The organism is Actinomadura sp. ATCC 39365 (assembly GCF_054392275.1).
Genome location: NZ_CP184335.1, coordinates 10,782,867 through 10,809,184, shown reverse-complemented (window position 1 = coordinate 10,809,184; position 26,318 = coordinate 10,782,867). Strand labels below are relative to the sequence as shown.

Sequence of the window (26,318 nt, the reverse complement as noted above, 5' to 3'; positions counted from 1 at the left end):
GATATCCCGCTATTGGTGCGAACCGGCGCTCAACCGGCATACCCTCTGCCTTGGCCCCATTCTCCCAGACGTGTCCGGCGCCCTCGTCGTCACGGTGGCTGTGTCTGGTTGCGGAACCGCCTACGATGGCAACCGGGGAAGTTTGTCTCGGCCTCTCCTCCTGGCGGCGCCGCCGGGGTAGACCTGCGAGGAGCTTTACATAAAGTGGCAGCCATTCTCGACAAGATCCTACGTGCCGGCGAAGGCAAGACTCTGCGCAAGCTCAAGCGGATCGCCGATCAGGTCAACTCCATCGAGGACGACTTCACGAGCCTGTCCGACGCGGAGTTGCGCGCGCTGACCGACGAGTTCAAGCAGCGTTACGCCGACGGCGAGAGCCTCGACGATCTGCTTCCCGAGGCGTTCGCGACCGTGCGCGAGGCGGCCCGCCGCGTGCTCGGCCAGCGGCACTTCGACGTGCAGATCATGGGCGGGGCCAACCTGCACATGGGCAACATCTCCGAAATGAAGACGGGTGAGGGCAAGACCCTGACCTGTACGCTGCCGGCTTACCTCAACGCGCTGGCGGGCAACGGCGTCCACGTCATCACCGTCAACGACTACCTGGTCAAGGTCGGCGCCGAGAACATGGGCCGCGTCTACCGGTTCCTGGGCATGGAAGTCGGCATGATCCTCTCCGGCCAGGCGCCGGACGAGCGGCGCAAGCAGTACGAAGCGGACATCACGTACGGCACCAACAACGAGTTCGGCTTCGACTACCTCCGCGACAACATGGCGTGGTCGCTGGAGGAGTGCGTCCAGCGCGGCCACCACTACGCCATCGTCGACGAGGTCGACTCGATCCTCATCGACGAGGCCCGCACGCCGCTGATCATCTCCGGCCCCGGCGAGCAGTCGGGCAAGTGGTACAGCGAGTTCGCCAAGATCGTTCCCAGGCTGCGCAAGGGCGTCGAGGCGAAGAACCCGGGCGAGGAGAGCACCGGCGACTACATCGTCGACGAGAAGAAGCGCACGGTCGGCGTCCTGGAGGCCGGCGTCGAGAAGGTCGAGGACTGGCTCGGCATCGACAACCTCTACAAGCCCGAGCACACCCACCTGGTCGGCTTCCTGAACAACGCGCTCAAGGCGAAAGAGCTGTTCAAGAAGGACAAGGACTACATCGTCGCCGACGGCGAGGTGCTCATCGTCGACGAGTTCACCGGCCGCGTGCTGCACGGCCGGCGCTACAACGAGGGCATGCACCAGGCCATCGAGGCCAAGGAAGGCGTGAAGATCAAGGACGAGAACCAGACTCTCGCCACGGTCACCCTCCAGAACTACTTCCGCCTCTACGCCAAGCTGTCCGGCATGACCGGTACGGCGGTCACCGAGGCCAACGAGTTCCACCAGACGTACAAGCTCGGCGTGGTCCCGATCCCGACCAACCGGCCGATGGTCCGCAAGGACCAGCCCGACGTGGTCTACAAGACCGAGGACGCCAAGTTCAACGCGGTGGTCGAGGACATCAAGGAGCGCCACGACGCCGGGCAGCCGGTCCTCGTCGGCACGACCTCGGTGGAGAAGTCCGAGCGGCTGTCCAAGGCGCTCAAGCGCCGCGGCGTGGTGCACGAGGTGCTCAACGCGAAGAACCACGCGCGTGAGGCCGCGATCGTCGCCGAGGCGGGCCGCAAGGGCGCCGTCACCGTCGCCACGAACATGGCCGGTCGAGGCACCGACATCATGCTCGGCGGCAACTCCGAGTTCCGCGCCGACCTCGAGCTGCGCCAGCGCGGCCTCGACCCGGTCGAGACGCCGGAGGAGTACGAGAAGGCCTACCCCGAGGCGCTGGAGAAGGCCAGGGCGGCCGTCAAGGCCGAGCACGACGAGGTCACCCAGCTCGGCGGCCTCTACGTGCTGGGCACCGAGCGCCACGAGTCGCGCCGCATCGACAACCAGCTCCGCGGCCGTTCCGGCCGTCAGGGCGACCCCGGTGAGTCGCGCTTCTACCTCTCGCTCGGCGACGACCTCATGCGCCTGTTCAACGCGGCCAGGGTCGAGATGATCATGAACAGGCTGAGCATCCCCGACGACCAGCCGATCGAGTCGGGCATCGTCTCCAAGGCCATCGCCTCCGCCCAGCACCAGGTCGAGCAGCAGAACTTCGAGATCCGCAAGGAAGTTCTGAAGTACGACGAGGTCATGAACCGGCAGCGCAAGGTGATCTACTCCGAGCGCCGCCGCGTGCTGGAGGGCGCCGACCTGCACGAGCAGGTGCGCGGCTTCGTCGGCGACGTGATCGACGGCTACGTCGCGGGCGCCACCTCCGAGGGCTTCGCCGAGGAGTGGGACCTCGACAGGCTGTGGAAGGCGTTCGGCGATCTCTACCCGGTCACGGTCACGATCGACAACCTCGTCGAGGAGGCCGGCAGCCGCGAGGAGCTGACCGCCGAGTTCATCTCCGAGAAGATCAAGGCCGACGCCCTGGAGGCGTACGCCAGGCGCGAGGAGCAGCTCGGGGCGGAGGCCACGCGCAACTTCGAGCGCCAGGTCATCCTGTCGGTGCTCGACCGCAAGTGGCGCGAGCACCTCTACGAGATGGACTACCTGCGCGAGGGCATCGGCATGCGGGCCTACGCGCAGAAGGACCCGCAGATCGAGTACCAGCGCGAGGGCTTCGAGATGTTCTCCGCGATGCTGGAGGGCATCAAGGAGGACTCCGTCGGCTTCCTGTTCAACCTCGAGGTCGAGGTGCAGGAGAACCCGATCGTCGAGGAGGAGGACGCCGCGGTCACCGAGACGCGGTCGATCATCTCCACCGCCCTGCGCGCGCCGCAGCGCCCGACCGAGCTCGAGTACTCCGCCCCCGGCGAGCAGGGCGACGTCGAGCACACCCGGGTGCGCACCACGTCGGCCGAGCGGGCCGCGTACGGGAACGTCGAGCGCAACGCGCCCTGCCCCTGTGGGTCGGGCAAGAAGTACAAGCGTTGCCACGGCGACCCGAAGAACGCCGTCTGACACGCTGAGGCGAGCCTGAGCGGGCCCCCGTCTCCCTGCGCGAGCAGGGGGCGGGGGCTTCGTCGTTTCGCGCCGGGCTGACTAGGGAGCCGGCGGGGCGGGGGGTTCGTGGCCGGGGGTGGGGATGTTCAGGCGGCGGATCAGGAACGCGAAGATCAGATAATAGAGAACGAAATACAGCAGCCCGAAGCCGATGATCAGCCCGAGCCGGTGGGTGTTCGATTTGCTGGCGTTCAGCAGCATGTCTATGGCCCCGCCGGAGAAGGTGAAGCCGAGCCGCGCGTCCAATTCCGCCATCAGGGCCATCGACAGCCCGGTCAGCAGGGCGTGCACCACGAAAAGCACCGGCGCCACGAAAATGAAGGCGAATTCCAGCGGCTCGGTTATGCCGGTGATGAATGCCGTCAGCCCCGCCGACAACATGATGCCGCCCACGGACTTGCGGCGTTCCGGCGGAGCCGCCCGCCACATGGCGATGGCGGCCCCGAGCAGCCCGAACATCATGACGGGGAAGAAGCCGGTCATGAAGATGCCGGCGCCCTGCTCGCCGGCGAAGTAGCAGTTCAGGTCGCCGGCGGCGTTCCGGGTGGCGCCGTTCACGCCGGCGTGGCACTCGGGCAGGGTGAACCAGACGATGGTGTTGAGGAAGTGGTGCAGGCCGACGGGGATCAGCAGGCGGTTGGCCACGCCGTAGATGCCGGTGCCCGCGGTGCCGTGGGCCGAGAGCCAGTCGCCCACGCTGGACAGCCCGTCGCCCACCGGACGCCAGACCAGCCCGAACACGACGCCGAGCGCCAGGGCGGCGACGGCGGTGATGATCGGGACCGAGCGGCGGCCGCCGAAGAAGGCCAGCCACGGGGGCGGTTTCAGCCGGTAGAAGCGCTGCCAGAGCAGCGCCGCGGTGATGCCGATGACGATGCCGCCGAGCACGCCGGTGGGGTTCTGGGCGCCGAGGTTGAGCATCGGCCCCTGAGGGGTGGTGACGACGACCTTGTGGTAGACCGCGCCGTGGCCCGCGTCGTAGAAGAGCGTGCGGCTGACGCGGTCGAACACCAGGTAGCCGACCAGGGCGGCGAGGGCGGTGGAGCCGTCCGACTTGCGCGCGAAGCCGATCGCGACGCCGATCGCGAACAGGACGGGCAGGTTGTCGAACAGGGCGCCGCCGGCCGCGGCCAGGACGTTGGCGACGGGCAGCATCCAGGGCAGGAGGCCGCCGAGGCCGTCCTTGCCGAGCAGGTCGTCCTGGCCGAAGCGGAAGAGCAGGCCGGCGGCGGGCAGCACGGCGATGGGCATCATGAGCGAGCGGCCGATACGCTGCAGCACCGCGAACGTCGCCGACCAGGGCGACGCGCCCATGGTCCTCACCCCCGCTCGGTGGTCCGTCAGCGGGGGAATGCCAGGTTCCTACCACGGCGGGCGTGGCGGAAAACGGGCGCTAGGTCTCGCCGGAGTCGAGGTCGGGCTCGGGTTCCCGGCCCGGCGTCATGATGTCGAACCTGCGGATGAGGAAGGTGAACACGACGTAGTACACGACGCCGTAGATCACGCCGAGCAGCAGGATGCCGGGCAGGTTCTGGGTGTTGGACTTGCTGACGTTCAGCAGCATGTCGAGCAGGCCCGCGGAGAAGCCGAAGCCGAGCTGCCCGCCGATGAGCGTGGTGAGCGCCATCGCCAGGCCGGTCAGGACGGCGTGCGCGACCAGCAGCGCGGGCGCGACGAAGATGAACGCGAACTCGATCGGCTCGGTGATGCCGGTGACGAACGAGGCCAGCCCGGCCGAGAGCATGATGCCGCCCACCGTGGCCCGGCGGTGCGGCGGCGCGGCCCGCCACATGGCCAGGGCGGCGGCGGGCAGGGCGAACATCATGACGGGGAAGAAGCCGGCCATGAACTGTCCGGAGTGCGGGGCGCCGCCGAAGTAGCAGTTCCAGTCGCCGCCCAGCACGTGACCGCCCACCTCGCACTGCGGCACGACGTACCAGACGACCGAGTTCACGAAGTGGTGCAGGCCGAGCGGGATGAGCAGGCGGTTGATCAGGCCGTAGATGCCGGTGCCGATCGGGCCGATGGCGGCCAGCGCCTCGCCGGCGTGCCGGATCCACTCGCCGAGGACCGGCCAGAGCCAGCCGAACAGCACGCCGAGGAGCAGCGCGACGATGGAGGTGATGATGGGCACGAACCGGCGTCCGCCGAAGAAGGCCAGCCACGGCGGCAGCTTGATGCGGTGGAAGCGCTGCCACAGCAGCGCGGTGACCAGGCCCATCACGATGCCGCCGAGCACCTTGGTGGGGTTCTGCATGCCGTAGTTGATGACCTCTTTGATGCCCTGGTCCTGGACCTGGCGGATGGCCACGGTGTCGCGGATGTCGGAGCCGAAGAACATCACCTTGGACACCCGGTCGAACACCAGGTAGCCGACGACGGCGGCGAGCGCCGTGGTGCCGTCGGCCTTGCGGGCGAAGCCGATGGCCACGCCCACCGCGAACAGCAGCGGCAGGTTCTGGAACAGCGCGTCCCCGGCCGCGGCCAGCACCTCGGCGACCTGGCTCATCCACGCGAACCCGGGCACGTCGGCCAGGCCGCCGGGGGCCGGGCCGTTGGAGCCCAGCATGTCGGGCTGCCCGAACCGGAAGAGCAGCGCGGCCGCGGGCAGGGCCGCGATGGGCAGCATCAGCGAGCGGCCCAGCCGCTGGAGCACGTTCATCACGCGTGCGAACGGCGAAGGCCGGGCGGCGGCGGTGGTCTCGTTCACCGGGCGTTCCTCCGGGGGGTGGGAGTCAGGCGTCCGCCGGGCAGGCCGTCCGGGCCCGGCGGAGTGGCCTTAGCCCCGTCTAACGGGCATTTCGAGGATGGTCCGCAGCTGATAGCGGTCAGCGCGGTAGGTGGACACGCCGAGCTCCGCGCAGACGCCGCCGGAGAAGGACCTGCGCTGGAGCAGCAGCACGGCGCCGCCGCGCGGCAGCTTCAGCAGGTCGGCGTCGCTCGGGTCGGCGATGCCGCCGTCGATGGTGAGCTCGCCGGCGTCCATGACCAGCCCGTAGCGGCTCTCCAGCAGCTCGTACAGCGATTTGTCCGACAGGTCGTAATCGGCCAGGTCGGGAGCGAGCTTGACCGGGATGTGTGCCCGTTCGATGGACAGCGGCTCGCCGTCGGCCGTGCGCAGGCGTTCGATGAAGTGCACTTCCTCACCCGGCTGGATCCCCAGCTCCTTGGCCAGGTGAGCGCTGGCCCGCACGATGCGGCGGTCGAGGTCGCGCGAACCCGGGATCATCCCGCGCGCCCTCATGTCGTCGGTGAAGGACGTGAGCTGCAGCGCCAGCTCGATCTTGGGCCTGGCCACGAACGTGCCCTTGCCCGGCACGCGGTGCAGGCGGCCCTCGGAGACCAGGTGGTCGACGGCTTGCCGTACGGTCATCCTGGACAGACCGAACCGCTGGCAGAGCTCCCGCTCGGACGGGATGGCCGCGCCGATGCTGAGCTCGTTGCTGTCAATGAGGTCCAGCAGGATCTCGCGAAGCTGGAAGTACTTGGGCACCGGGCTATCCGGATCGATGTGCGCCACGGATCCTCCCCTCGATCGGCAAAGAAGAAATCTGGATCTGGTGGTGCGGCAGTCTATGGGCAGATTTCTTGTTTGGTGGCCATGGGCTATGGTTCGTACTGGTCTAGTCCGGACTAGACCACATGTCGCGAAAGACGGTCAAGTCCGACACCGTATGAATCGAGGGATGAGCTCAGGATGACCACCAAGATGCGCAGTGAGATCGCCGAGCAGCCGGAAGCGCTGCGGGCCACGCTCGACGCCCTGCTCCCCAGGGTGGGCGAGGTGAAGGCGGTGGGCGAGCAGACTCGCCAGCTGCTGTTCATCGCGCGTGGAACCTCCGACAACGCCGCAGTCTACGGCCGCTACCTGGTCGAGTCCCACGCGGGCCGGATGGGCGCGCTGGCCGCGCCGTCCATCGCGACGACCTACCGGCGCAAGCTCGACCTCGACGGCGTGCTGGCCGTCGCGATCTCCCAGTCGGGCCGTACGGAGGAGATCGTCGAGACCCTGGCCTGGGCCAAGGACTGCGGCGCGAAGACGGTCGGCATCACCAACGGCGGCGAGGACAGCCCGCTGGCCCAGGCGGCCGACGTCGCGCTGTGCACGCTGGCCGGCGAGGAGAAGGCCGTCCCGGCGACCAAGACCTACACCACGCAGCTCGCCGCGCTGGCCGTGCTGGCGCTGGGCCTGGGCGCCGACGTGAACGCCGAGGACCTGCGGCGGGTGCCCGACGCGGTCGAGAAGCTGATCGCCGAGCCGGGCGACCTGGACGCGGTCGTCGAGGGGCTGCTGGACAAGCCGGGCGTGGTCGTCTCCGGACGCGGGCTCGCCTTCTCCACGGCCCTGGAGACCGCGCTCAAGCTCAAGGAGGCCTGCTACCTGCACGCCATGGGCCTGTCCTACGCCGACCTGCTGCACGGCCCGATCGCCGTGGTCGACGCCGACACCCCGGCGCTGCTGGTGGCCGCCGAGAACAGCCCCACGCTGTCCGGCACGGTGGCCCTGGCCGAGCGGGTCGTGGCGGCGGGCGCGGCGGCGTACACGATCGGCGGCGGCGACGCGCTCGCGCAGGCCGGCACGGCCGCGCTGAACGGCCCCGACCTGCCCGAATGGGTGGCGCCGATGGGCCTGATCATCCCCGGCCAGCTCCTCACCGAAGCGCTGGCCCGCCGTCTCGGCATCGACCCCGACTCGCCGCGCGGCCTCAACAAGGTCACGCAGACGGACTGAGCGGGGCACCTCGTTTAGCCTGGTCACGGAGTTGGAACGAGGGAGGACCGGATGGCGGCGGATGTGAATGCGATCATCGCCGGTCTCGGCGGTGCCGACAACATCATCGAGATCGAGCCCTGCATCACCCGGTTGCGCACCGAAGTGCACGACGCGTCCAAGGTCGACCAGGCCGCCCTCAAGGCGGCCGGGGCGCACGGCGTGATGGCCGCGGGCAACGTGGTCCAGGTCGTCGTGGGGCCCGAGGCGGACACGATCGCCAGCGACATCGAGGACATCATCGGCTAAGGGCGAGACCATGACGACTGTTCTCGCCCCGGTCGAGGGGGCGGCTGTGGGGTTGGCCGCCGTGCCCGATCCGGTCTTCTCCGCGGGCATGGTGGGACCGGGAACGGCGATCGACCCGCTGCGGGGGCCCGGCAAGGCCGTAGCCCCCATAGCGGGAAAAATTATGAAACTGCATCCGCATGCCTACGTCATCGTGGGGGACGACGGCAGGGGCGTGCTGGTGCACCTGGGCATCGACACGGTCCAGCTGAAGGGGAAGGGGTTCCAGCTGCTGGCGGCCGAGGGCGACCGGGTCAGCGCGGGGCAGCCCGTCGTGGCGTGGGACCCGTCCGTCGTCGAGGCCGGCGGACGGTCCCCGGTCTGCCCCGTCGTGGCCCTGGACGCCCTCTCGGAGTCGGTGACCGGCATCGTCCAGGGGGCGGTGCACGTGGGGGACGAGCTGTTCACATGGATGTAGACACCGTCGGCGCGGTCCCCGAGATCGGCGTACGGCGCCTCATCGGCACGGTCGTACCGGCAGAAGACGTCACAATAGGCGTGCCCCCAGCCATGCCGGCGCCCGGCCCGACCCCGAGCGGCCGGCCGCCATTCACGCAAGGGTCCAGCTGGTCTGGACCGGGTACAGAAGGAGAGGCTCATGGGTGAGCGCAAGGTCACGGTCGCGGCGGAGGTGGGTCTGCACGCCCGTCCCGCGGCGACGTTCGTGAAACGGGCCCAGCTGGCCCCGATGGACATCAGCGTCGCCAAGGCCAGCGGCGGCGGGGCCCCGGTCAACGGCAAGAGCATCCTCGCCATCATGGCGCTCGACGTCCGGCAGGGCGAGACCGTCGTGATCCGGGCGGAGGGCGACGGCTCGGAGGAGATCCTGGACGAACTGGCCACGATCGCCGGAGCGCCATGAACCTGCGGGGGGTTGGGGTCAGCCCGGGAATCGGGCACGGCCCCGCGTACGTTCTGACCGCCTCTGTGCCCGAACCCCCCGAGGGCAGCACCTACACCGGTGAGGCGGAACAGGAGAAGGAGCGGGCCTCGGCCGCGCTCTCACAGGTCGCAGGCGAGCTTGAGGCCCGCGGCAACCAGGCGGGCGGCGAGGCCGAGGAGATCCTCAAGGCCCAGGCGCTGATGGCCGAGGACCCCGGTCTGGTGGTGAAGGTCAGGACCCTCATCGACCGGGGCCTGGCCGCTCCCCGGGCGGTCTTCGAGGCGTTCACGAAGTACCGGGACGTGCTCACCGGGGCCGGCGGCTACCTGGGCGAGCGGGCCGCCGACCTCGACGACATCAGGGACCGGGTGATCGCCCTGCTGACCGGGCACCCGATGCCGGGTCTGCCGGTCGCTCCCGAGGTGCCGTACGTGCTGGTCGCGGCCGATCTGGCGCCCGCCGACACGGCGCTGCTGTCCAGGCGGGACGTGGCCGGGTTCGTCACCGAGCAGGGCGGGCCCACGAGCCACACCGCGATCATGGCACGGGCGATGGGCGTGCCCGCCGTGGTCGCCTGCCCAGGGGCGACCGGCATCCCCGCCGGCGTCCCGGTCCTGGTGGACGGCACGACGGGCGAGGTGAGCCTGGAGCCGTCCGACGACCACGTGGCCGGGGCGCGGGACGCGGCGGCGGCGAAGCAGGCGGCGATCGGCGCGGCCAGGGGGCCGGGCCGGACCGCCGACGGGCACGCGGTGCCGCTGCTGGCCAACGTCGCCGGCCCCGCCGAGCTGGAGGAGGCGCTGGCCGCCGGGGCGGAGGGCGTCGGGCTCTACCGGACCGAGTTCCTCTTCCTCGACAGGGCCGAGGCCCCGGCCGTCGAGGAGCAGCAGCGGGCCTACCGGGCGGCGCTGGAGGCCGTGCCCGGCGCCACCGTGGTCGTGCGCACGCTCGACGCGGGCGCCGACAAGCCGCTGCGGTTCCTGCCCGCCCCCGCCGAGCCGAACCCGGCGCTGGGAGAGCGCGGGCTGCGCCTGTTCAGGCGCTTCCCCGAGGTGATGGACGCGCAGTTGCGCGCGCTGGCGGCGGCGGCCGAGGACGCGCCGGCCGAGCTGCTGGTGATGGCGCCCATGGTGGCCACGGCCGAGGAGGCCAGGTGGTTCGCCGACGCCTGCCGGGCGCGCGGGTTGTCCAAGGTGGGCGTCATGATCGAGATCCCGTCGGCGGCGCTGCGGGCCGGGCAGCTGGCCGGGGTGGTGGACTTCGTCTCGCTCGGCACCAACGACCTGGCCCAGTACGCCTTCGCCGCCGACCGCCAGCTCGGCACGGTGAGCGGGCTCCAGGACCCGTGGCAGCCGGCGCTGCTCGACCTGATCGCCATGTCCTGCGGCCACGGCAAGCCGGTGGGCATCTGCGGTGAGGCGGCCGCCGACCCGGCTCTGGCGTGCGTGCTGGTCGGGCTGGGGGCGACCACGCTGTCGATGAGGGCGGGGGCGCTGGGGGCCGTACGGGCGGCGCTGGCCGCGCACACGCTGGAGCAGTGCCGGCTGGCGGCGCGCAACGCGCGGGCCCAGGTCACGGCGGCGAACGCGCGCGCGGTCGCGCGCACCCACCTGCCGGGGCTCGCGGCGCTGGGGGTGTGAACGGGCCGTTTTCGGGTCGCCGGGCTCGTACGGGCCGCGGCATGGATACCTTGGAAGGCATGTTCAGACGGATCGGCCCCGCAGGGCTCCTGGTGTTGGCGCTGACCGCGTGCGGCGGCGGCGGTGGCGCCCCGGCGAGCGCGGCCCCGGCAGGCGACGGGGCCACCCCCGCCACCCCCGCCACCCCCGCGGGCAGCACGAAACCACAGAGCCCGCCCCAGGCCGCGTCCGACCCGGTGCTGCGGGCCCTGCGGCGGATGACGCTGGAGGAGAAGGTCGGCCAGCTCTTCATGCCCGTCCTGTACGGCACCGCCGCCGACACCGTCTCCGGCGAGAACCAGGCCCGCTACGGCGCCCGGACCCCGGCCAAGGTGATCGCCCGCTACCACCTGGGCGGCGTGATCCTCTTCCCGGCGAACGTCAGGTCCACGGCCCAGGTCGTCCAGCTCACCAACGGCCTGCAGGAGGCGTCCAAGAAGGTCCCGCTGCTGGTCGGCACCGACCAGGAGAACGGGCTGGTCTCCCGCATGTCCGCGCTGATGACCGACTTCCCGGGCGCGGCCGAGATCGGCGCCACGAAGGACCCGGCGATGTCCAGGGCCGTGGCCAGGGCGACCGGCGAGGAGCTGCGGGCGCTCGGGGTCAACCTCGACTTCGCGCCCGTCGCCGACGTCAACGTCAACCCGCGGAACCCGGTCATCGGCCGGCGGGCCTACGGCAACGACCCGTCCGCGGTGGCGAAGATGGTCGCGGCGGCGGTCAAGGGCTTCGGCGACGCCAAGGTGGCGGCCACGGCCAAACACTTCCCCGGCCACGGCGACACCTCCGTCGACAGCCACACCGGCCTGCCGGTGATCAAGCACACCATGGCCCAGTGGGAGAGGATCGACGCGCCGCCGTTCAGGGCCGCCGTCGGCGCCGGGGTCGACGCCGTGATGAGCGCCCACATCGTCTTCCCCAAGCTCGACCCGTCGGGCGACCCGGCGACGTTGTCCAAGCCCATCCTGACCGGTCTGCTGCGGCAGAAGCTCGGCTTCAAGGGCGTGATCTCCACCGACGCGCTCAACATGGAGGGCGTGCGCAAGAAGTACGGCGACGGCGAGGTGGCGGTGCGCGCGGTGCTGGCCGGGGCCGACCTGCTGCTCATGCCGTACGACCTGGGCAAGGCGTACCAGGCGGTGCTGGCGGCGGTGAAGTCGGGGCGCATCTCCGAGGACCGCCTCGACCAGTCGGTCGTCCGGCTGCTCAGGCTCAAGCAGAAGAGGGGCCTGCTGGCCGCGGCGCCCGTCGCGTCGGCGCAGGAGGCGGCCGGCGTGCTGCGCTCGCCCGAGCACCGCAGGCTGGCCGCCAAGGTGCGGGCCGCGGGTTAGGACGGCCATGGCCGAATCGCGTCGGCCGTTCAAGGGGATTTATCCGTAAATAAAGAGCTGGGCCGGGCAAAAGCCGATTCCGTGGGGTTCTATCCTAGAACCGGATTCGAGCGAGGAGGCGGTCGTGGTCGCAGGGGTGCTCATCGACTGGGGTGGCGTGCTCACGACCAGCCTGACCGACTCCATCGCCCGGTGGCTCGCCGCCGACCGGATCGACGCCGAGCACTACCGCTCGGTGATGCGCGAGCTGGTCGACCACGCCTACCGGGGCGGCGAGGGGCAGAACGTCGTGCACGCGCTCGAACGCGGCGAGCTCGACGGCCCGGCCTTCGAGCGCGACCTGGCCGCGCGGCTGCTCACCGTGGACGGCGTGCCGCCGGTGGCCGAGGGGCTGCTGGAGCGCATGTTCGCGGGCTTCGAACGGGTTGACGCCATGTACGACATGCTCCGCGACGTACGGAAAAATGGTGTTAAGACGTGTTTGTTGTCTAACTCCTGGTCGAACACCTACCCCCGCCACGAATGGGACGGCCTCTTCGACGCGGTCGTGATCTCCGGCGAGGTCGGCATGCGCAAGCCCGAGGAACGCATCTTCCGCCACGCCCTCGACCAGGTCGGACTGCCCGGCGAGCAGTGCGTGTTCATCGACGACATCGAGGCCAACATCCTGGCCGCCCGCGCACTCGGCATCACCGGCATCCACCACCGCGACGCCGACACGACCCTCACAGAGTTGGAGACCGTACTCCGGCTCACGCTGCGACGGGCATGATGGTGCCCTTGCGATTTCGGAAAGGTTCGTGATGCGCGTCTATCTGCCGTGCACCCTCCCCGCCCTCGCCCGCGCGGTCGAGGCGGGGGAGCTGGGGCCGGCCCCCTGACCGGTTACGCGGTGACCCCCGCGCTGACCGAGTGGTACGCCTCGGGCGACACCGAGGAACTGGAGTACGTCGCGCTGACCGAGGCGGCCCGCGCCTCGCTGCGCATGCTGGCCGCCGACCGCGCCGACGGCGTGGCCGCCGCGCACCGGCGGGTGGTGGTCGCCGCCGAGGTGCCCGACGGCTCGGTCTCGGCCGGCGTCGACCTGGAGGAGCGGGCCCGCGTGCGGCTGGCCGCGGCCGTCCCGATGGCGAAGGTGGCCGCGGTGCACGTCGACGACCACGACGCCGTCGGCGACATCGAGGCCGCCGTCGAGGCGCTGCCCGCCGCCGACGACGGCGACGACGACGCCCGCTTCACGGTCGACGGCGCCGAGGCCCACGAGCTCATGTGGTACGCCACCCAGGAGATCCCGGACCTGCTGGGTTCATAGGATCGTCACACCTGTCGAATAAGCTTGCCGGGACATGACAAAACACATCATCTGGGATTGGAACGGGACGCTCTTCCACGACGTCGAGGCCGTCGTCGGTGCCACCAACGCCCTGTTCAAGCCGTACGCGCTGCCTGAGCTGACCGCCGACGGGTTCCGTGCGGTCTACACCCGTCCCATCTGGGTCGCCTACGAGCGGCTGCTCGGCAGGCCGCTGGCCGAGGGGGAGTGGGAGCTGCTGGACGACGGGTTCCACGAGCACTACTTCAGGCTCAGCGCCGCCTGCGGGCTGGCCCCCGACGCCGAGGTGGTGCTCGGCGGCTGGGCCGGCACCCAGTCGCTGTGCTCGATGGCCCCCCACGCCCATCTCGTGCCGATCGTCGAGTCGTTCGGCATCACCCGGCACTTCACCCGGATCGACGGGCTGGTCGGCACCACGGGCGGCGAGAAGGCCGTGCACATGACGGCGCACATCCAGGCCCTCGACCTCGACCCCGGCGAGATCCTGGTGATCGGCGACAGCGTCGACGACGGGCTCGCCGCGCGGCACGTGGGGGCGCGGGCGGTGCTCTACACCGGCGGCATGACCACGCGGGCCGAGCTGGAGGGCACCGGCCTGCCCGTGGTGGACACGCTCGCCCAGGCGCTCCAGTACGCCTGAGGGGACATACCGGATGCGCCGGAGGGCAGCCTCCGGCCGGGCCGGAGCCGTACCCTTGCCGGGAACCCCTCAGGAGGCCGCCATCAACCGCCTTGTGCTCTGGAACGTCGACCTCACCCTGGTCGACGTCGCCATCGTGACCCGGGACGCCTACGCCGAGGCGTTCCGCGCCGTGACCGGCCGGCCGCTGGTCAAGCTCGTGCCGCCGCTCGGCCGTCCCGACTCCGAGATCGTCTTCGAGACGCTGGCCGTCAACGGCATCCCGGCGCAGGACGACCACCTGCCCAGGTTCCTTGCCGCCCTCGCCCTCGCCTTCGCCGACCGGCGCGGCCGGCTGGCCAAGGAGGGCCGGATGATGCCGGGGGCCAAGGACGCGCTGAAGTCGGTGGCCCGGCTCGACGGCGTCGTGCAGTCGGTGCTGACCGGCACGATCAAGGGCAACGCCGTGCACAAGCTCAAGGCGTTCGGGCTGGACAGGTACGTCGACTTCGAGCTCGGCGGCTACGGCGAGGAGGTCTACCCCAAGGCGACGCTGTTGCAGGTCGCGCAGGGAAGGGCCAAGCAGCGGCTGGGCACGCCGTTCACGGCGGCCAACACGGTGGTGATCGGCGACTCCACGCGCGACGTGCAGGCCGCCAGGATCGGCGGGGCCGCCATGATCGGGGTCGCATCCGGGCGGTCGACGGCCGCCGAACTGCGCGAGGCGGGCGCCGACCTGGTGCTGCCCGACCTGTCGGACGCCTCGGAGGTGGTGGCCGCGGTGGCCGGCCTGACCTCCCCGCTGGACCGCAAGGCCGGCTGACCCCCCTCGGTCCCGCCCGGCTGACGCGCGCCTTCGTGCGGCGCGTCAGGGCAGGGCGGCGAGGAAGCGGGCGGCGACGGGGGCCGCCACGGCCGAGCCGGCGCCGCCGCCCTCCACGATCACCGCGAACGCCACGTCCCCCTTGTAGCCGATGAACCACGAGTGCGCGGGCGGCTCCTTGCCCGAGCCGTACTCGGCCGTTCCGGTCTTGCCCGCGGTGCCCGCCGGGAAGTGCGCGCCCTTGGCGGTGCCGTCCGTGACGACGGCGGGCATGAGCTTGCGCAGCGCCGACACCACGCCCCGCTCCAGCGGGCGCGGGCGGTCGTCGGGGACCAGCTCCCTGGACACGATCCGCGGCGGGATCCAGGCGCCCGAGGCGATGGCGGCGGCGACGGAGGCCATGTTGAGCGGGCTGGCCAGCACCCGGCCCTGGCCGATGGAGGCCGAGGCGAGGTCGGTGTCGTCCTTGGGGTCGGGGAACTCGGCCCGCACGGCGGGCACGCCCGGCTTGATCGGGGTGCCGAAGCCGAAGCTCCTGGCCACCTCGGCCAGCCTGCCGCCGTTCAGCTCGGCCACGCTCATCTCGCCGAACGTCGTGTTGCACGAGTGCGCGAAGGCGTCCTGGAAGGAGAGCGTGCCGTAGTCCTTGAAGCCGGCGTTGTGGAAGGGGAAGCCGCCGATGTTCTTCTCGGCCGGGCAGGTGACCGTCCTGCCGGGCTCGACCCCGTCCGCGACCAGCGCCGAGGCGGTCACGACCTTGAACGTCGAGCCGGGCGGGTACTTGCCGAGCAGCGCCCGGTTGAAGCCGCCGGGCTTGTTGACCACGGCCAGGATCTCGGCGGTCGAGGCGCGCAGCGCCACCAGCGAGGCCGGCTTGGTGACGCCTTCCAGCGCCGCGGCCCCCGCCGCGTGCACCTTCAGGTCGATCGTGGTGTTGAACGGCTTGGTGCCGCCCGGCTTGGCCAGCGTCTCGACCAGTTCGTCGCCCCTGTAGAGGCCGATGATCGAGTCGCCGCCCAGGTTGAAACGGTCGGGGTAGGTCTGCTTGATGCCCTCGACCAGTTGCTGCACCGATCCGGGGGCGTCCGCGCCGCCGATCTCGGTGCCGTCGGCGGCCAGGACGCTGGTGGACTCGCGCTTCAGGGCGACCAGGCGCAGCGAGAGGTCCTTCTTGAGCTTGGGGTGGATGGCGGCCGGGGTCCAGGCGACCTTCCACGCGCCGTCCCGCTCGACCAGCTTGAGCCGGCTGCTGTACTTCCAGTCCCGGGGGCCGGTCAGGCTGACGTTGAAGCCCAGGTAGCCGTCGTCGTCCGGGCCGTTGTCGGCGAAGGGGCCGGTCGACCGGGAGCGGGAGAAGGTGGCCTGCTCGACCTTGAGGCCGGTGCGGAAACGCCGGTGCCAGGCCTCGAAGTCGGTGGGCGGGTCCGCGACGAGCCCGCGCATCTTCGCATAATCCTGGGCGGACCAGGCCGAGAGGTATTCGTCGGTCGTCTGCTCGGGTGAGCCCTTCGTACGCAACAGCCACACCGTGGCCCCCGCCGCCACGATCAGCACGACAAGGACGGTCAGGACCAGCGGCCACCTGCGCCGCCGTCCGCGACGTGGTCCCTCCGGCCGGGCGCGCCCGTACAGTGTCCCCGTTTGTGATGCCATGGCCCGAGGACACCAGAGGCGGAGGAGTGTCGTCCAATATTGATATGAGGACTGTAAAGATACAAATCTGGATATAGTGGCTGGTCATGGACTTGGTCCGGCATCTCCGCTACTTCGTCGTCGTGGCGGAGGAACTGCACTTCGGGAACGCCGCGATCCGCCTCGGCATGGCGCAGCCGCCGCTCAGCCAGCGCATCAAACGTCTGGAGGAGGAGCTCGGCGTGCAGCTGTTCGACCGCTCCGCCCGGCAGGTACGCCTGACCGAGGCCGGACGGCTGCTGCTCGGCGAGTCCCGCGAGATCGTCTCCAGGGTCGAGCGGCTGCGCGAGCTGGCCCGCCGCGGCGACGGCGGAGTGCTCAAGATCGGGGTACCGCCCGACCTGGCCGCCTCCGTGATCGCCGCCCTGGTCGCTGGCTTCCGCGCGGTCAATCCGGACGTACGGCTCGTCCCCGTCGAGATCTGGACGGCCGACCAGGTGTCCGCCCTGGCCGAGGGCACGATCGACGTCGGGCTCGTCCGCCATCCGGTCGCCGCCCCCGGCCTGGACTTCGGCCAGGTGCTCGTGCAGCCCCTGGGCGTGCTGCTGACCGGGGACGACCCGCTGGCCGAGGCCGGCGAGGTGCACCTGACCGACCTGGCCGGGCGTGAGCTGCTGATGCCGCCCAAGGAGGGCGAGCCGGGCTGGCACGCCGAGACGCTGGCCGAGTGCCGCCGGCACGGGTACGTGCCCGGCCAGGTGCACCAGGGCGCCGGGCTCGGCCTGGTGCTCGCGGGCCAGGCGGTGGCGTTCGGGCCCAAGGCGGACGTCCCTGGGCTGGCCTGGCGGCCGCTGCTAGGCTCGCCGATCGCGTACCGGGTCTCCACGGCCTGGCACGCCGCGACAGGCCCGAAGAAGGACTGGGTCGCCGAGTTCTCGGACGTCGCCGTACGCACGTTGAAGGAGAGCGCCGGGATGACCGACGAGGGCGCCGCGCCCGCGCGGCGGATCAGCCGGAGGCCGGGGATGCTGGCATGAGCGATCCCGACTACGCGGCGCTGTTCCGGATGGCCGGGGTGACGGGCTGGCTGCACGCCTGCGACATCGACTCCGGGCGGGAGTCCGGCCACGGCGCCGACGAGCCGATGCCCCTGGCGTCGGTGTACAAGCTGCCGCTGCTGGTCGAGTTCTGCCGGCAGGCCGACGCCGGGCGGCTGGACGCGACGGCCCCGACGACCGTGACGTCCGGCCAGCGGGTCTCGGGGCCGACGGGCCTGTCGGCCATGCTCGACGACGTGACGATGTCGCTGCGCGACCTGGCGTACCTGATGATGGCGGTGAGCGACAACACCTCCGCCGACGTGCTGCTCGACCGGGTGGGCATGGACGCGGTCAACGCCATGCTGGACGCCTTCGGCCTCGGCGGCACCCGGCTGCTGCAGAGCGGCCGCGACCTGTACGAGACCATGGAGCTGGACACCGGCCACGGGTGGCCGTACCTGGATCCCGACGACATCTCCCGCATGCGGGCGCTCGACCCGGCGCACACGAACCGCAGCACCCCGCGCGAGATGACCCGCCTGCTCTCCATGATCTGGCGGGACGAGGCCGCCTCGCCGCAGTCGTGCTCCTGGATGCGCGGCGTGCTCAACATGCAGGTGTGGCCACACCGGCTGGCCTCGGGTTTTCCGTACGACGACGTCGAGGTCGGCGGCAAGACCGGGTCGCTGCCGACGCTGCGCACCGAGGTCGGCGTGGTCGAGTACCCCGACGGCGGCCGGTACGCGGTGGCGGTGTTCACCCGTTCGTTCAGCACGGCGGTCATCCAGCCGCGCGCCGACGCGGTGATCGGCACCGCCGCCCGTATGGCGGTGGACCACCTACGGAGGTAGCAAGTTATGGGGGAGGTCAGGTATGACTTTCCACCTGACGGGCGACAGGATGGGGCACATGGTTGCTGAAGGTGCGCTTCTCTGGGAACCGACCGACGAGGTCGTGTCCGCCGCCAAGCTGACCCGCTACCTGGAGTGGCTGGGGCGGTCCGGCGCGAGCTACGAGGAGGTGTGGCAGTGGTCCGTCGACCGTCCTGAGGAGTTCTGGACGTCGGTCTGGGACTACTTCGACGTCATCGGGGAGCGCGGCGACGGGCCGGTGTTGTCGGGGGAGATGCCCGGGGCGACCTGGTTCACCGGCGCCGAGGTCAACTACGCCGAGAACGCGTTGCGGCGCACCGAGGGCACCGCCCTGGTCTTCGTCTCCGAGGACGGCGCCCGCCAGGAGCTGACCCACGCCGAGCTGCGCGACGAGGTGGCCCGCGTCCGCGCCGGTCTGGCCAGGCTCGGCGTCACCAGGGGCGACCGCGTGGCCGGCTACCTGCCGAACATCCCGCAGGCCCTGATCGCCTTCCTCGCCACGGCCTCGCTCGGCGCCGTCTGGTCGGCCGGCTCGCCCGACTTCGGGGTGCCGAGCATCGTCGACCGGTTCCGGCAGATCGAGCCCAAGGTGCTCATCGCGGTCGACGGCTACCACTACAACGGCAAGACCTACGACCGTTCCGACGCCGTGCACGAGATCGCCGCCGAGCTGCCCACGCTGCGCGCCACGGTGTGGATCCCCTACCTGTCGGCGGCCGGCGAGGGCCGGGCGCCCCAGGAGGCCGGGCCGGCCGCCGGGCATGCCCGTTCGGTGCCGCACGGCGAGGTCATCGGCTGGGAGGGGCTGCGGGCCGAGGCGGGGCCGCTGGAGTTCGAACGGGTGCCGTTCGGCCATCCGCTGTGGATCCTCTACTCCAGCGGCACGACCGGGCTGCCCAAGCCGATCGTGCACGGGCACGGCGGCGTGCTGCTCGAACACCTCAAGTCGCTCGCCTTCCACCAGGACCTGGGCGAGGGCGATGTGTTCTTCTGGTACACCACCACGGGCTGGATGATGTGGAACTACCTCGTCGGCGCCCTGCTGGTGGGGGCCACGCCGGTGCTCTACGACGGCTCGGCCACACATCCCTCGCCCGCCGCGCTCTGGCGGATCGCCGCCTCGGAGAAGGTGACGTACTTCGGGGTGGGGGCGCCGTACATCATGGCCTCGCTCAAGGCCGGGCTCCACCCCGACGGGCTGGAGCGGCTGCGCGGCATCGGCTCGACCGGCTCGCCGCTGCCGCCCGAGGGCTTCGCCTGGGTCGCCGCCGAGCTGCCCGGCACGCCGATCGGGTCGTTCTCCGGCGGCACCGACGTGTGCACCGGGTTCGTCGGGGCCACGATGCTCCACCCGATCAGGGCGGGGATCATCCCGTGCCGGTCACTGGGGGCCAAGGTGGAGTCGTACGACCCCAAGGGCGAGCCGGTGGTCGGCGAGGTGGGCGAGCTGGTGCTGACCCGGCCGATGCCCTCGATGCCGGTGATGTTCTGGAACGACCCCGACGGACGGCGCTACTTCGACAGCTACTTCGACGTCTACCCGGGCGTGTGGCGGCACGGCGACTGGATCAAGGTCAACGAGGACGGCAGCTGCGTCATCTACGGCCGCTCCGACTCCACGCTCAACCGGGGCGGCGTGCGCATGGGCACCAGCGAGTTCTACCGGGTCGTGGAGCGGTTCGAGGAGATCGCCGACAGTCTCGTGATCGACACCGGGCAGCTCGGACAGGAGGGCAGCCTGCTGCTCTACGTCACGCTCGCCGAGGGCGCCGAGTTCGGCGAGCAGCTCGAACGCGCCCTGTGCGCGGCGCTGCGCCAGGAGCTGTCGCCCCGGCACGTGCCGAACGAGATCCGCGTCGTGCCCGGCATCCCCCGGACGTTGTCCGGCAAGAAGCTGGAGGTGCCGGTACGCAAGATCCTGCTCGGCACGCCCGTCGAGGAGGCGGCCAACCTCGACGCCATGGCCAATCCGGAGGTGTTGCGGCACTTCAGGCCGTGACGGCGCTGGACGGAGGTGGCGGGGCTCAGGGCTCCAGGCCGAACAGGGGCAGGCAGGCGTCGAGGTTGCGGATCTCGACGTCGGGGGACGGCGACCAGTCCTCGCGGGCCATGCGGAAACGCCGGGTGACGACCGGCTCGCCCTTGCGCGCGTGGACGGTGACGCCGTCCTCGCGGTAGCCGAGCTTCCTGGTCACCGTCAGCGAGGCGTGGTTGTCCTCGAACGCCTCCGTCACGGCGTGCCGCGCACCGAGCCCGGCGAAGGCGAGGTGCAGGACGGCCCTGCGCATCTCCGTGCCGATGCCGCGGCCCTGGAACCGCCGGCCCAGCCAGGAGCCCGTCCTGACCTCGCGGGCGACGGGGAAACTGGTCGCGCTGACGCCCTGGGTGCCGACGACCTGGCCCTCGTGCACCACGACCAGCTCCAGCGACCAGTCGTCGGCGGTGAACCCGGCCCAGCTGCGGAAGTGGTACTGCACCGTACGGCGGGCCCGCTCGGCCGGGGCCGCCTCGGACCACGGGAACATGAACGGCATGAAACCGGCCTCGTGGACGCCCTCGGCCGCCCGGTCGGCCAGTTCGTCGAGGTCGTCGAGGGTGGGGTGCCGCAGTTCCAGCCGCGGCGTGGTGATGGAGAGCTCAAAGAGCGGCCAGTTACGCATATTCCGGCATACTTCCAGCTTTAGCCCCGCGCACGCGACTCGTTTTTTTGCCCTACCCCGAGGAATCCGGGAAAGGTTTTGCGGAACGGTGTGCGTTCCCGGTGTCGCCTTGGCTAAGGTTGGGGCTGTTCGGAGGGGTGAACAGAGGCCGGGCGGGTGAACGCGCAGCTCGCTCCCCGGCCTCTGGAGATAAGGCGGATGCGTCCATGGCGCATCCGCCTTTTCTTCGTTGCGTCGATTTCGCGGATATCTCGCCTCGGTCGACGCTTGCTAAAGCTTTGACCGTGTCGTCGAGCAAAAGCGATATGTCTGTTTTTAGTGGGATTTGCCAGTGTCGTGAATTGTCGGCGATCTGGGTAGGCGTTGACCTATGATCACAAAGATTCGGAGAGCGGTTGTTTTCGCCGCTCTCGGATGTGGTGGGCTTCCCCTCCTGGCCGGTACGCCCGCCGTGGCGGACACGCCGGACAAGGCTGACAGGGCGGACACGCCCGCGGTGGCGGACAGGCCGGACAGGCCGTACAGGGCGGACGCGGCGGACACGGTTGACATAGAAGACAGGGCGTACCGGCCAGACAGGGTGGACCGGCCAGACAGGGTGGACCGGTCGGAAAGGGTGGACCGACCAGAAAGTGTCGACCGGGCGGTCAAGGCGGACAAGGCGGTGCCCGGCGGGGGGATCGTGCTGCGGCCGGGCGACCGCGGCGAGACCGTCAGACGCCTCCAGGAGCGGCTGCACCGGAACGGCTACTACTACGGCAGGCTCAACGGCGTCTACGACGAGCAGACCAAGTTCGGCGTGTGGGCCTTCCAGAAGCACCGGCACCTGCGTCCCCAGGGCGCGGTCGGGCCGGAGGTGTGGCGGGCCTTCGACCGTCCGGTGCGGATGAAGCCGCTGGTCCCGCGCGGCGAGGCGGACCGGGTCGAGATCAACCTGCGCTACCAGCTCCTCATCGTCTACCGCCACCGCCGCCCGGCGCTCATCTCGCACATCTCGACGGGCGCGCGGGTGAACTACTGCGAGAACGGCCACTGCGGCAACGCGATCACCCCGACCGGCGACTTCCACGTCACCAGCCGCGCGCCTGGCTGGACCGAAGGCCCGCTGGGCACGATGTACGACTCGCTCTACTTCGTCGGGGGCATCGCCATGCACGGCTCGTCGAAGGTGCCGCTGCGGCCCGCCTCGCACGGCTGCGTCCGCCTGCCGCTGCCCACCTCGAAGCGGCTGTTCGACATGGTGAAGATCGGCGAGCCGGTCTATGTGCGGGAGAAGTAGGTCAGACGCCCTGCGGCAGGCGGAACAGCCGGTCGGGGTCGTAGGTGGACTTCACCTCGGCCAGGCGGGCGGCGTTGGGGCCGTAGTAGGCGCCGCGCCAGCCGGTCAGGTCGGGGTCGACGTAGTTCACGTAGGCGTGCTCGCCGAAGTGCGGGGTCATCTCGCCGTGCAGCCGGCGCAGCCACGTCCGGTCCGTGCCCTTCGCGTAGTACTGCACGCTGTAGAGCGCGGCCCGGTGCGGGAACGCCGTGGCCGCCGGCTTGACCCGGCCCACCGCGCCGCCGAGTGCGTCCAGCAGCACGGCGTGCCGTCCGCCGCGGGCCACCCCGTCCACCAGGCGGCGCACGCCGTCGGCGGGGAGCTCGGCGTAGGCCAGGTGCGACTTGGCGGCGAACGCCTCCCGCCGCGGCCGGAGGCACTGCGCCACCGGCCGTGACGCGCATCCCGCCATGATCATCATGGCCTCCCGGTACGACGTCGTCCGCACCGACCTCGACGACGGCGTGCCGACCCGCGCGACCAGCGGGGCGAGCAGGCGGTCGAGTGACGCCTTCTGACCCTCGTACGTGCCGACGAGGAGCACGTCCAGGTCGCGTTCCTCGCGCGCCAGGTGCAGCGAGGACCACAGCTTGTCCGGCGCGGACGGCGCCCACGACTGCCAGGCGCGCACCGCGGCCCCGGCCCTGGACCACGGCCAGTGCAGGAAGAACACGGTGAGGTCGCGCGTGGCGTGGGTCCGGAAGGTGAAGGAGACCGCCACGCCGACGTTGCCGCCGCCACCGCCGCGGCAGGCCCAGTAGAGGCCGGAGTGGTGGGTGGCGTCCGCCGTCAGCAGGCGGCCGTCGGCCGTGACCACGCGTACGGACTCCAGGGTGTCGCAGGTCAGGCCGTACTTCCTGGACACCACCCCGATGCCGCCGCCCAGCGCCAGCCCGGCGATCCCGACCGTGGGGCACGAGCCCGCGGGGATGCTCACGCCGTGCCGGGCCAGCCTGTCGTAGACGTCGACCAGCTTGGCGCCCGCCCCGATCGTGGCCCGTCCGGCGGCGTAGGCGACCGTGTTCATCCGGGACACGTCGATGACCAGGCCGGTGCCGGTGGACCAGCCCGCGTAGGAGTGGCCGCCGGAGCGCGGGGTGACCGCGACGCCGCTCGCGCGCGCGAAGGCCAGGCACGCCGAGACGTCCGCCGGGCTCGCGCAGTAGGCCACCCCGCCCGGCGTGATCCGGTCGTAGGCCGGGTTGACCAGGCGGCGGGCGCTGTCGTACCCGGAGTCGCCGGGCAGCACCAGGGTGCCGGCGAGCCGCCCGCGCAGCCGCGCCCAGTCCGGCGGCGGCGCCGACCGCCCGGCGCCGAGCGCGCCGACCAGCTCAGCGCCGCGCGGACCGGGGCCGTGGGGACCCGGACCGGACGGCCGGGCGCCGATGGCCGGTGCGGCGGGCGTCCTCGCGTCGGCGGCGAGTGCCAGCGGCGCGAGCGCGGTGAGGTGGAGAAAGTCGCGGCGGTCCATGGGCGTCCCCCGTCGGTCGTGTCGAACCGATCGATGAGACGCCTGGCCCTCCGGACAAGTTGGTCACAACTACATCACTACCGACATCACCCCGCTGTCCCGCCGAATCCGAAGATGTTCGTGGTGGCCCCCACCCGCGTCAGCCCGGGAGCCTTCCGCAGCACGCCGTCCTTGACCAGCCGCAGCGGCGACGTGGGCGGCTTCGGCGCCTCCCCGCTCGTCTGGACGATCCGCAGGGCCAGCGCCGGGCACATCTCGACCGCCCGCCGCGCGTCCTTGACCATCCACCCCGGCACGTTCCGGAACGACGGGAACCCGTAGTCGTCCAGGTCCACGAACTCCGGCAGCAGGTGCGCGCACAGGCCGTGCCCCTGGCAGCGTGTCCAATCCACCTCAAGCCGGTACTCGGGCTCCACCTCCGGCTCGGGCATCGGCAGCACGCCGCGCACCGGCCGGCCGCACGAGCCGTGCTCCAGGTGCAGCGCGATCTCGCTCTCGAATGCGTCCAGCGCCGACAACACGAACTTGGCCGTGCCGTCGGGATGGAAGCACGCGCCACGCCGCTCGACGGCCCGCACGCATCGGCGCACGGCGTCGACGGAGCCCGTGCCCTCGGCGATCGCGCACAGGGCACGCGCCACGTCGGGCAGCCCCAGACGGCATGGACCGCACTGCCCGGCCGACTCGGCGGCTAGGTACGAGGCCACCCTGGCCGCCTCGCCCAGCGGGCAGGTGGCCTCGCCGAGCGGCACGATGATCCCCGCGCCCAGCGTGGCGCCGGCCAGCTTCATGCCCTCCCGCGAGATCACCGCCGACCCGGCCACCTCGGCCGACAGCCATGCGCCGTGGTAGCCGCCGACCAGCACGCCGTCCCCGGCCTCGGCCTCGCACAGCGCGAGCACGTCGGCCAGCAGGACGCCGGTCGGCGCCTCGATCACCGCGCCGTTGGCCGCGCCGCCGCTCACCGTGAGCAGGATCGTGCCGGGCTCCTTGCTGGTGCCCACCTCGGCGTACTTCTGCGGGCCGTACTCGGCCAGCAGCGCGAACTGGGCGTAGGTCTCGGTGTTGGACAGCAGGGTCGGCAGCCCGTCCACGCCGCTCGTCGCGGCCCGCCGCTTCCTTCCCGGCGGGATGGCCTCCTCGCCGTTCACGCCGCGGACGAGCGCACCGCCCTCCCCGCTGATGAACCTCTCCGCCAGCCCGACCACCCGGATCGGGATGCGGCTCTCCGAACCGCCCGACACGTTCGCGGCCCGGCGTTCGGCCACGGCCGCCGCCACGGACGACTCGGCCACCTCGCCCTCGACCGTGGCCACGACCACCTCGCGGGCGCCCAGCGCCTCCGCCGCCAGGATGGCGCCGTCCAGCACGAGGTGGGGGTTTCGGGTGAGCAGCATGGCGTCCTTGGAGCTGGCCGGCTCGCCCTCGGCGCCGTTGACCAGCACCACGCTCTCGCCCGTGCCCGCCGCGTCGGCCACGGCCCGCAGCTTGCGTGCGAACGGGAAGGCGGCGCCGCCCCGCCCGCGCATGTCGACCTCGTTCACCATGGAGATGAGCTCGGCCAACTCGCGCGGCCGCGGTTCGCCGTGCAGCGTCCGGTGCGCGGGCAGGTCGAGCCGCCGGCAGTGGTCGAGCCCGGCGGTCAGCCGCGCCGGGCCCATCCGCAACACGCGCGGCACCCGGTGCGGGATCATGACCGCCTCCCCGGGGTCGCTCGGCGCGGGCTCATCCGGCCTCCCGGTACCTGCGCCGCGCGTCGGCCAGGCTCACCGGCGCGTCGGCCGCCGCCGCCGCTGTGGCCGCCGCCGTCGCCCGCGGCCGCTCGACGGGCACGTCCGCCGCCACCCCGGCCGTCACGGCGGGCGCCTCGACCCTCTCCGGTACGGCGGGCGGCCTGCGCAGCGTGGCCAGCACCCGCACGATCAGCGCGGACCCGACCGCGGCCAGGCACGCCACGTACGACCAGGCCACCCAGCCGGCGGGCGACCGGCCAGCCGTCAGCCCGTGCATGATCGCAATGGGCCAGGCCAGGTAGGCGGCCGAGTGCAGCAGCCGCCACAACCACGGCGTGCCCCGGACGGCGAAGCGGCCCCTGAGCATCCCCGTGGCCACCGCCACGACCATCAGATCGAAGGCGAGCGCGCCGAAGCCCACGTAGATCCCGGCGACCGGCACGACCGCCGCACCCGGCGGCGCGTGTCCCAGGCCGATCATGAGGACGATGTGCGTGACCAGGTAGGCGAGCCCGATGAGGGCGGTGGCGCGGTGCGCGAGCTGGGCCCTGACCCGGTTGGGCGGGGACAGGAACACGCGTTCGGTGGTGAGCAGGCCGAGCGCGACCGTCGCGGTCAGCAGCACCAGGGCGAACACGCCCGCGTAGAACTCTAGGAAACTCACTCCTCGGCCGAGCAGCGCGACGCCGCGTTCTGTCCTGGCCAGCGCGAACACCGACAACAGGACGGCCGTCAACGAGGCGCTCGCCCCCAGCCGGACATTCCTTGTGTCCAGCTTGGTGGGGGCGTGCCGGGGGTGTCGTCTGTGGAGCATCTATTTCCCTCCAAG

Annotated in this window: 23 protein-coding genes; 15 read left to right on the top strand and 8 right to left on the bottom strand. The window is 71.3% G+C overall.

Annotated features, from left to right (window positions below; all coding sequences use genetic code 11):
- Positions 1 to 204 precede the first annotated feature (204 nt).
- Positions 205 to 2,994, top strand: a complete 2,790-nt coding sequence (gene secA / locus ACNF49_RS51545; protein ID WP_357970284.1) for a preprotein translocase subunit SecA — start codon at positions 205 to 207, stop codon at positions 2,992 to 2,994.
- An 81-nt stretch (positions 2,995 to 3,075) separates the two neighbouring features.
- On the opposite strand, the gene ACNF49_RS51540 is transcribed toward secA, so the two are convergent.
- The 3 genes from ACNF49_RS51540 to ACNF49_RS51530 form a co-directional block, all read right to left on the bottom strand.
- A complete protein-coding gene (locus ACNF49_RS51540) occupies positions 3,076 to 4,350 on the bottom strand; it encodes a PTS transporter subunit EIIC (RefSeq protein ID WP_482942227.1) in 1,275 nt (424 codons plus the stop codon).
- 79 nt (positions 4,351 to 4,429) lie between these two features.
- Entirely contained in the window at positions 4,430 to 5,746 is a 1,317-nt protein-coding gene (locus ACNF49_RS51535; RefSeq protein WP_357970288.1) for a PTS transporter subunit EIIC, read from the bottom strand.
- 69 nt (positions 5,747 to 5,815) lie between these two features.
- Positions 5,816 to 6,556: a GntR family transcriptional regulator gene (locus ACNF49_RS51530; RefSeq protein ID WP_357703032.1), complete on the bottom strand. Its 741-nt coding sequence runs from the start codon at positions 6,554 to 6,556 to the stop codon at positions 5,816 to 5,818.
- A 177-nt stretch (positions 6,557 to 6,733) separates the two neighbouring features.
- Between ACNF49_RS51530 and ACNF49_RS51525 the strand changes: the two genes are divergently transcribed.
- The 10 genes from ACNF49_RS51525 (at position 6,734) to ACNF49_RS51480 (ending at position 14,763) form a co-directional block, all read left to right on the top strand.
- A complete protein-coding gene (locus ACNF49_RS51525) occupies positions 6,734 to 7,768 on the top strand; it encodes an SIS domain-containing protein (protein WP_357970290.1) in 1,035 nt (344 codons plus the stop codon).
- A gap of 51 nt (positions 7,769 to 7,819) precedes the next feature.
- Entirely contained in the window at positions 7,820 to 8,056 is a 237-nt protein-coding gene (locus ACNF49_RS51520; protein ID WP_352349299.1) for a PTS sugar transporter subunit IIB, read from the top strand.
- Between the two features lie 10 nt (positions 8,057 to 8,066).
- Positions 8,067 to 8,513 carry a PTS sugar transporter subunit IIA gene (locus tag ACNF49_RS51515; protein WP_357970292.1) on the top strand — a complete coding sequence of 149 codons (447 nt, stop codon included), beginning with the start codon at positions 8,067 to 8,069 and terminating at the stop codon, positions 8,511 to 8,513.
- Between the two features lie 180 nt (positions 8,514 to 8,693).
- Positions 8,694 to 8,957, top strand: coding sequence for an HPr family phosphocarrier protein (locus ACNF49_RS51510; RefSeq protein WP_357970294.1), 264 nt, complete (start codon positions 8,694 to 8,696; stop codon positions 8,955 to 8,957).
- Positions 8,954 to 10,618: a phosphoenolpyruvate--protein phosphotransferase gene (gene ptsP, locus ACNF49_RS51505; protein WP_482942226.1), complete on the top strand. Its 1,665-nt coding sequence runs from the start codon at positions 8,954 to 8,956 to the stop codon at positions 10,616 to 10,618. The genes ACNF49_RS51510 and ptsP overlap by 4 nt, the downstream gene beginning before the upstream one ends.
- 59 nt (positions 10,619 to 10,677) lie before the next feature.
- Complete coding sequence (locus ACNF49_RS51500; RefSeq protein WP_482942225.1) at positions 10,678 to 11,988, top strand: glycoside hydrolase family 3 protein; 1,311 nt, start codon at positions 10,678 to 10,680, stop codon at positions 11,986 to 11,988.
- Positions 11,989 to 12,112: 124 nt separating this feature from the next.
- Positions 12,113 to 12,760, top strand: coding sequence for an HAD family hydrolase (locus ACNF49_RS51495; protein WP_357970302.1), 648 nt, complete (start codon positions 12,113 to 12,115; stop codon positions 12,758 to 12,760).
- 120 nt (positions 12,761 to 12,880) lie between these two features.
- On the top strand, positions 12,881 to 13,300 hold the full coding sequence (locus ACNF49_RS51490; protein ID WP_482942224.1) for a DUF6912 family protein: 420 nt from the start codon (positions 12,881 to 12,883) through the stop codon (positions 13,298 to 13,300).
- A gap of 34 nt (positions 13,301 to 13,334) precedes the next feature.
- The gene (locus ACNF49_RS51485) at positions 13,335 to 13,961 is read left to right on the top strand and encodes an HAD family hydrolase (protein ID WP_352321686.1); all 627 of its coding nucleotides are present in this window, start codon (positions 13,335 to 13,337) and stop codon (positions 13,959 to 13,961) included.
- A gap of 94 nt (positions 13,962 to 14,055) precedes the next feature.
- Positions 14,056 to 14,763 carry an HAD family hydrolase gene (locus ACNF49_RS51480; protein ID WP_357970307.1) on the top strand — a complete coding sequence of 236 codons (708 nt, stop codon included), beginning with the start codon at positions 14,056 to 14,058 and terminating at the stop codon, positions 14,761 to 14,763.
- Between the two features lie 45 nt (positions 14,764 to 14,808).
- On the opposite strand, the gene ACNF49_RS51475 is transcribed toward ACNF49_RS51480, so the two are convergent.
- The gene (locus ACNF49_RS51475) at positions 14,809 to 16,416 is read right to left on the bottom strand and encodes a penicillin-binding transpeptidase domain-containing protein (RefSeq protein WP_482942223.1); all 1,608 of its coding nucleotides are present in this window, start codon (positions 16,414 to 16,416) and stop codon (positions 14,809 to 14,811) included.
- An 86-nt stretch (positions 16,417 to 16,502) separates the two neighbouring features.
- Between ACNF49_RS51475 and ACNF49_RS51470 the strand changes: the two genes are divergently transcribed.
- The 3 genes from ACNF49_RS51470 to ACNF49_RS51460 are packed head-to-tail and all read left to right on the top strand — an operon-like array spanning position 16,503 to position 20,306.
- A complete protein-coding gene (locus ACNF49_RS51470; protein ID WP_482942222.1) occupies positions 16,503 to 17,432 on the top strand; it encodes a LysR family transcriptional regulator in 930 nt (309 codons plus the stop codon).
- A complete protein-coding gene (locus ACNF49_RS51465; RefSeq protein ID WP_357970314.1) occupies positions 17,429 to 18,286 on the top strand; it encodes a serine hydrolase in 858 nt (285 codons plus the stop codon). The genes ACNF49_RS51470 and ACNF49_RS51465 overlap by 4 nt, the downstream gene beginning before the upstream one ends.
- A 58-nt stretch (positions 18,287 to 18,344) precedes the next feature.
- Positions 18,345 to 20,306 carry an acetoacetate--CoA ligase gene (locus ACNF49_RS51460; protein WP_482942221.1) on the top strand — a complete coding sequence of 654 codons (1,962 nt, stop codon included), beginning with the start codon at positions 18,345 to 18,347 and terminating at the stop codon, positions 20,304 to 20,306.
- 25 nt (positions 20,307 to 20,331) lie between these two features.
- Here the strand turns inward: ACNF49_RS51460 and ACNF49_RS51455 are convergent, their stop codons facing one another.
- Positions 20,332 to 20,967: a GNAT family N-acetyltransferase gene (locus ACNF49_RS51455; protein WP_482942220.1), complete on the bottom strand. Its 636-nt coding sequence runs from the start codon at positions 20,965 to 20,967 to the stop codon at positions 20,332 to 20,334.
- A 616-nt stretch (positions 20,968 to 21,583) separates the two neighbouring features.
- Here ACNF49_RS51455 and ACNF49_RS51450 point away from each other — a divergent pair.
- A complete protein-coding gene (locus ACNF49_RS51450) occupies positions 21,584 to 22,246 on the top strand; it encodes a L,D-transpeptidase family protein (RefSeq protein WP_482942219.1) in 663 nt (220 codons plus the stop codon).
- A gap of 1 nt (position 22,247) precedes the next feature.
- On the opposite strand, the gene ACNF49_RS51445 is transcribed toward ACNF49_RS51450, so the two are convergent.
- The 3 genes from ACNF49_RS51445 to ACNF49_RS51435 all read right to left on the bottom strand — a co-directional run bounded on the left by ACNF49_RS51445 (position 22,248) and on the right by ACNF49_RS51435 (position 26,303).
- Positions 22,248 to 23,756 (bottom strand): FAD-binding oxidoreductase, encoded by a 1,509-nt coding sequence (locus ACNF49_RS51445; protein ID WP_482942218.1) that lies wholly within the window; start codon positions 23,754 to 23,756, stop codon positions 22,248 to 22,250.
- Positions 23,757 to 23,842: 86 nt separating this feature from the next.
- Positions 23,843 to 25,450 (bottom strand): NADH-ubiquinone oxidoreductase-F iron-sulfur binding region domain-containing protein, encoded by a 1,608-nt coding sequence (locus ACNF49_RS51440; protein WP_357970328.1) that lies wholly within the window; start codon positions 25,448 to 25,450, stop codon positions 23,843 to 23,845.
- Positions 25,451 to 25,481: 31 nt separating this feature from the next.
- Positions 25,482 to 26,303 (bottom strand): ferric reductase-like transmembrane domain-containing protein, encoded by an 822-nt coding sequence (locus ACNF49_RS51435; protein WP_482942217.1) that lies wholly within the window; start codon positions 26,301 to 26,303, stop codon positions 25,482 to 25,484.
- Positions 26,304 to 26,318: the final 15 nt, after the last annotated feature.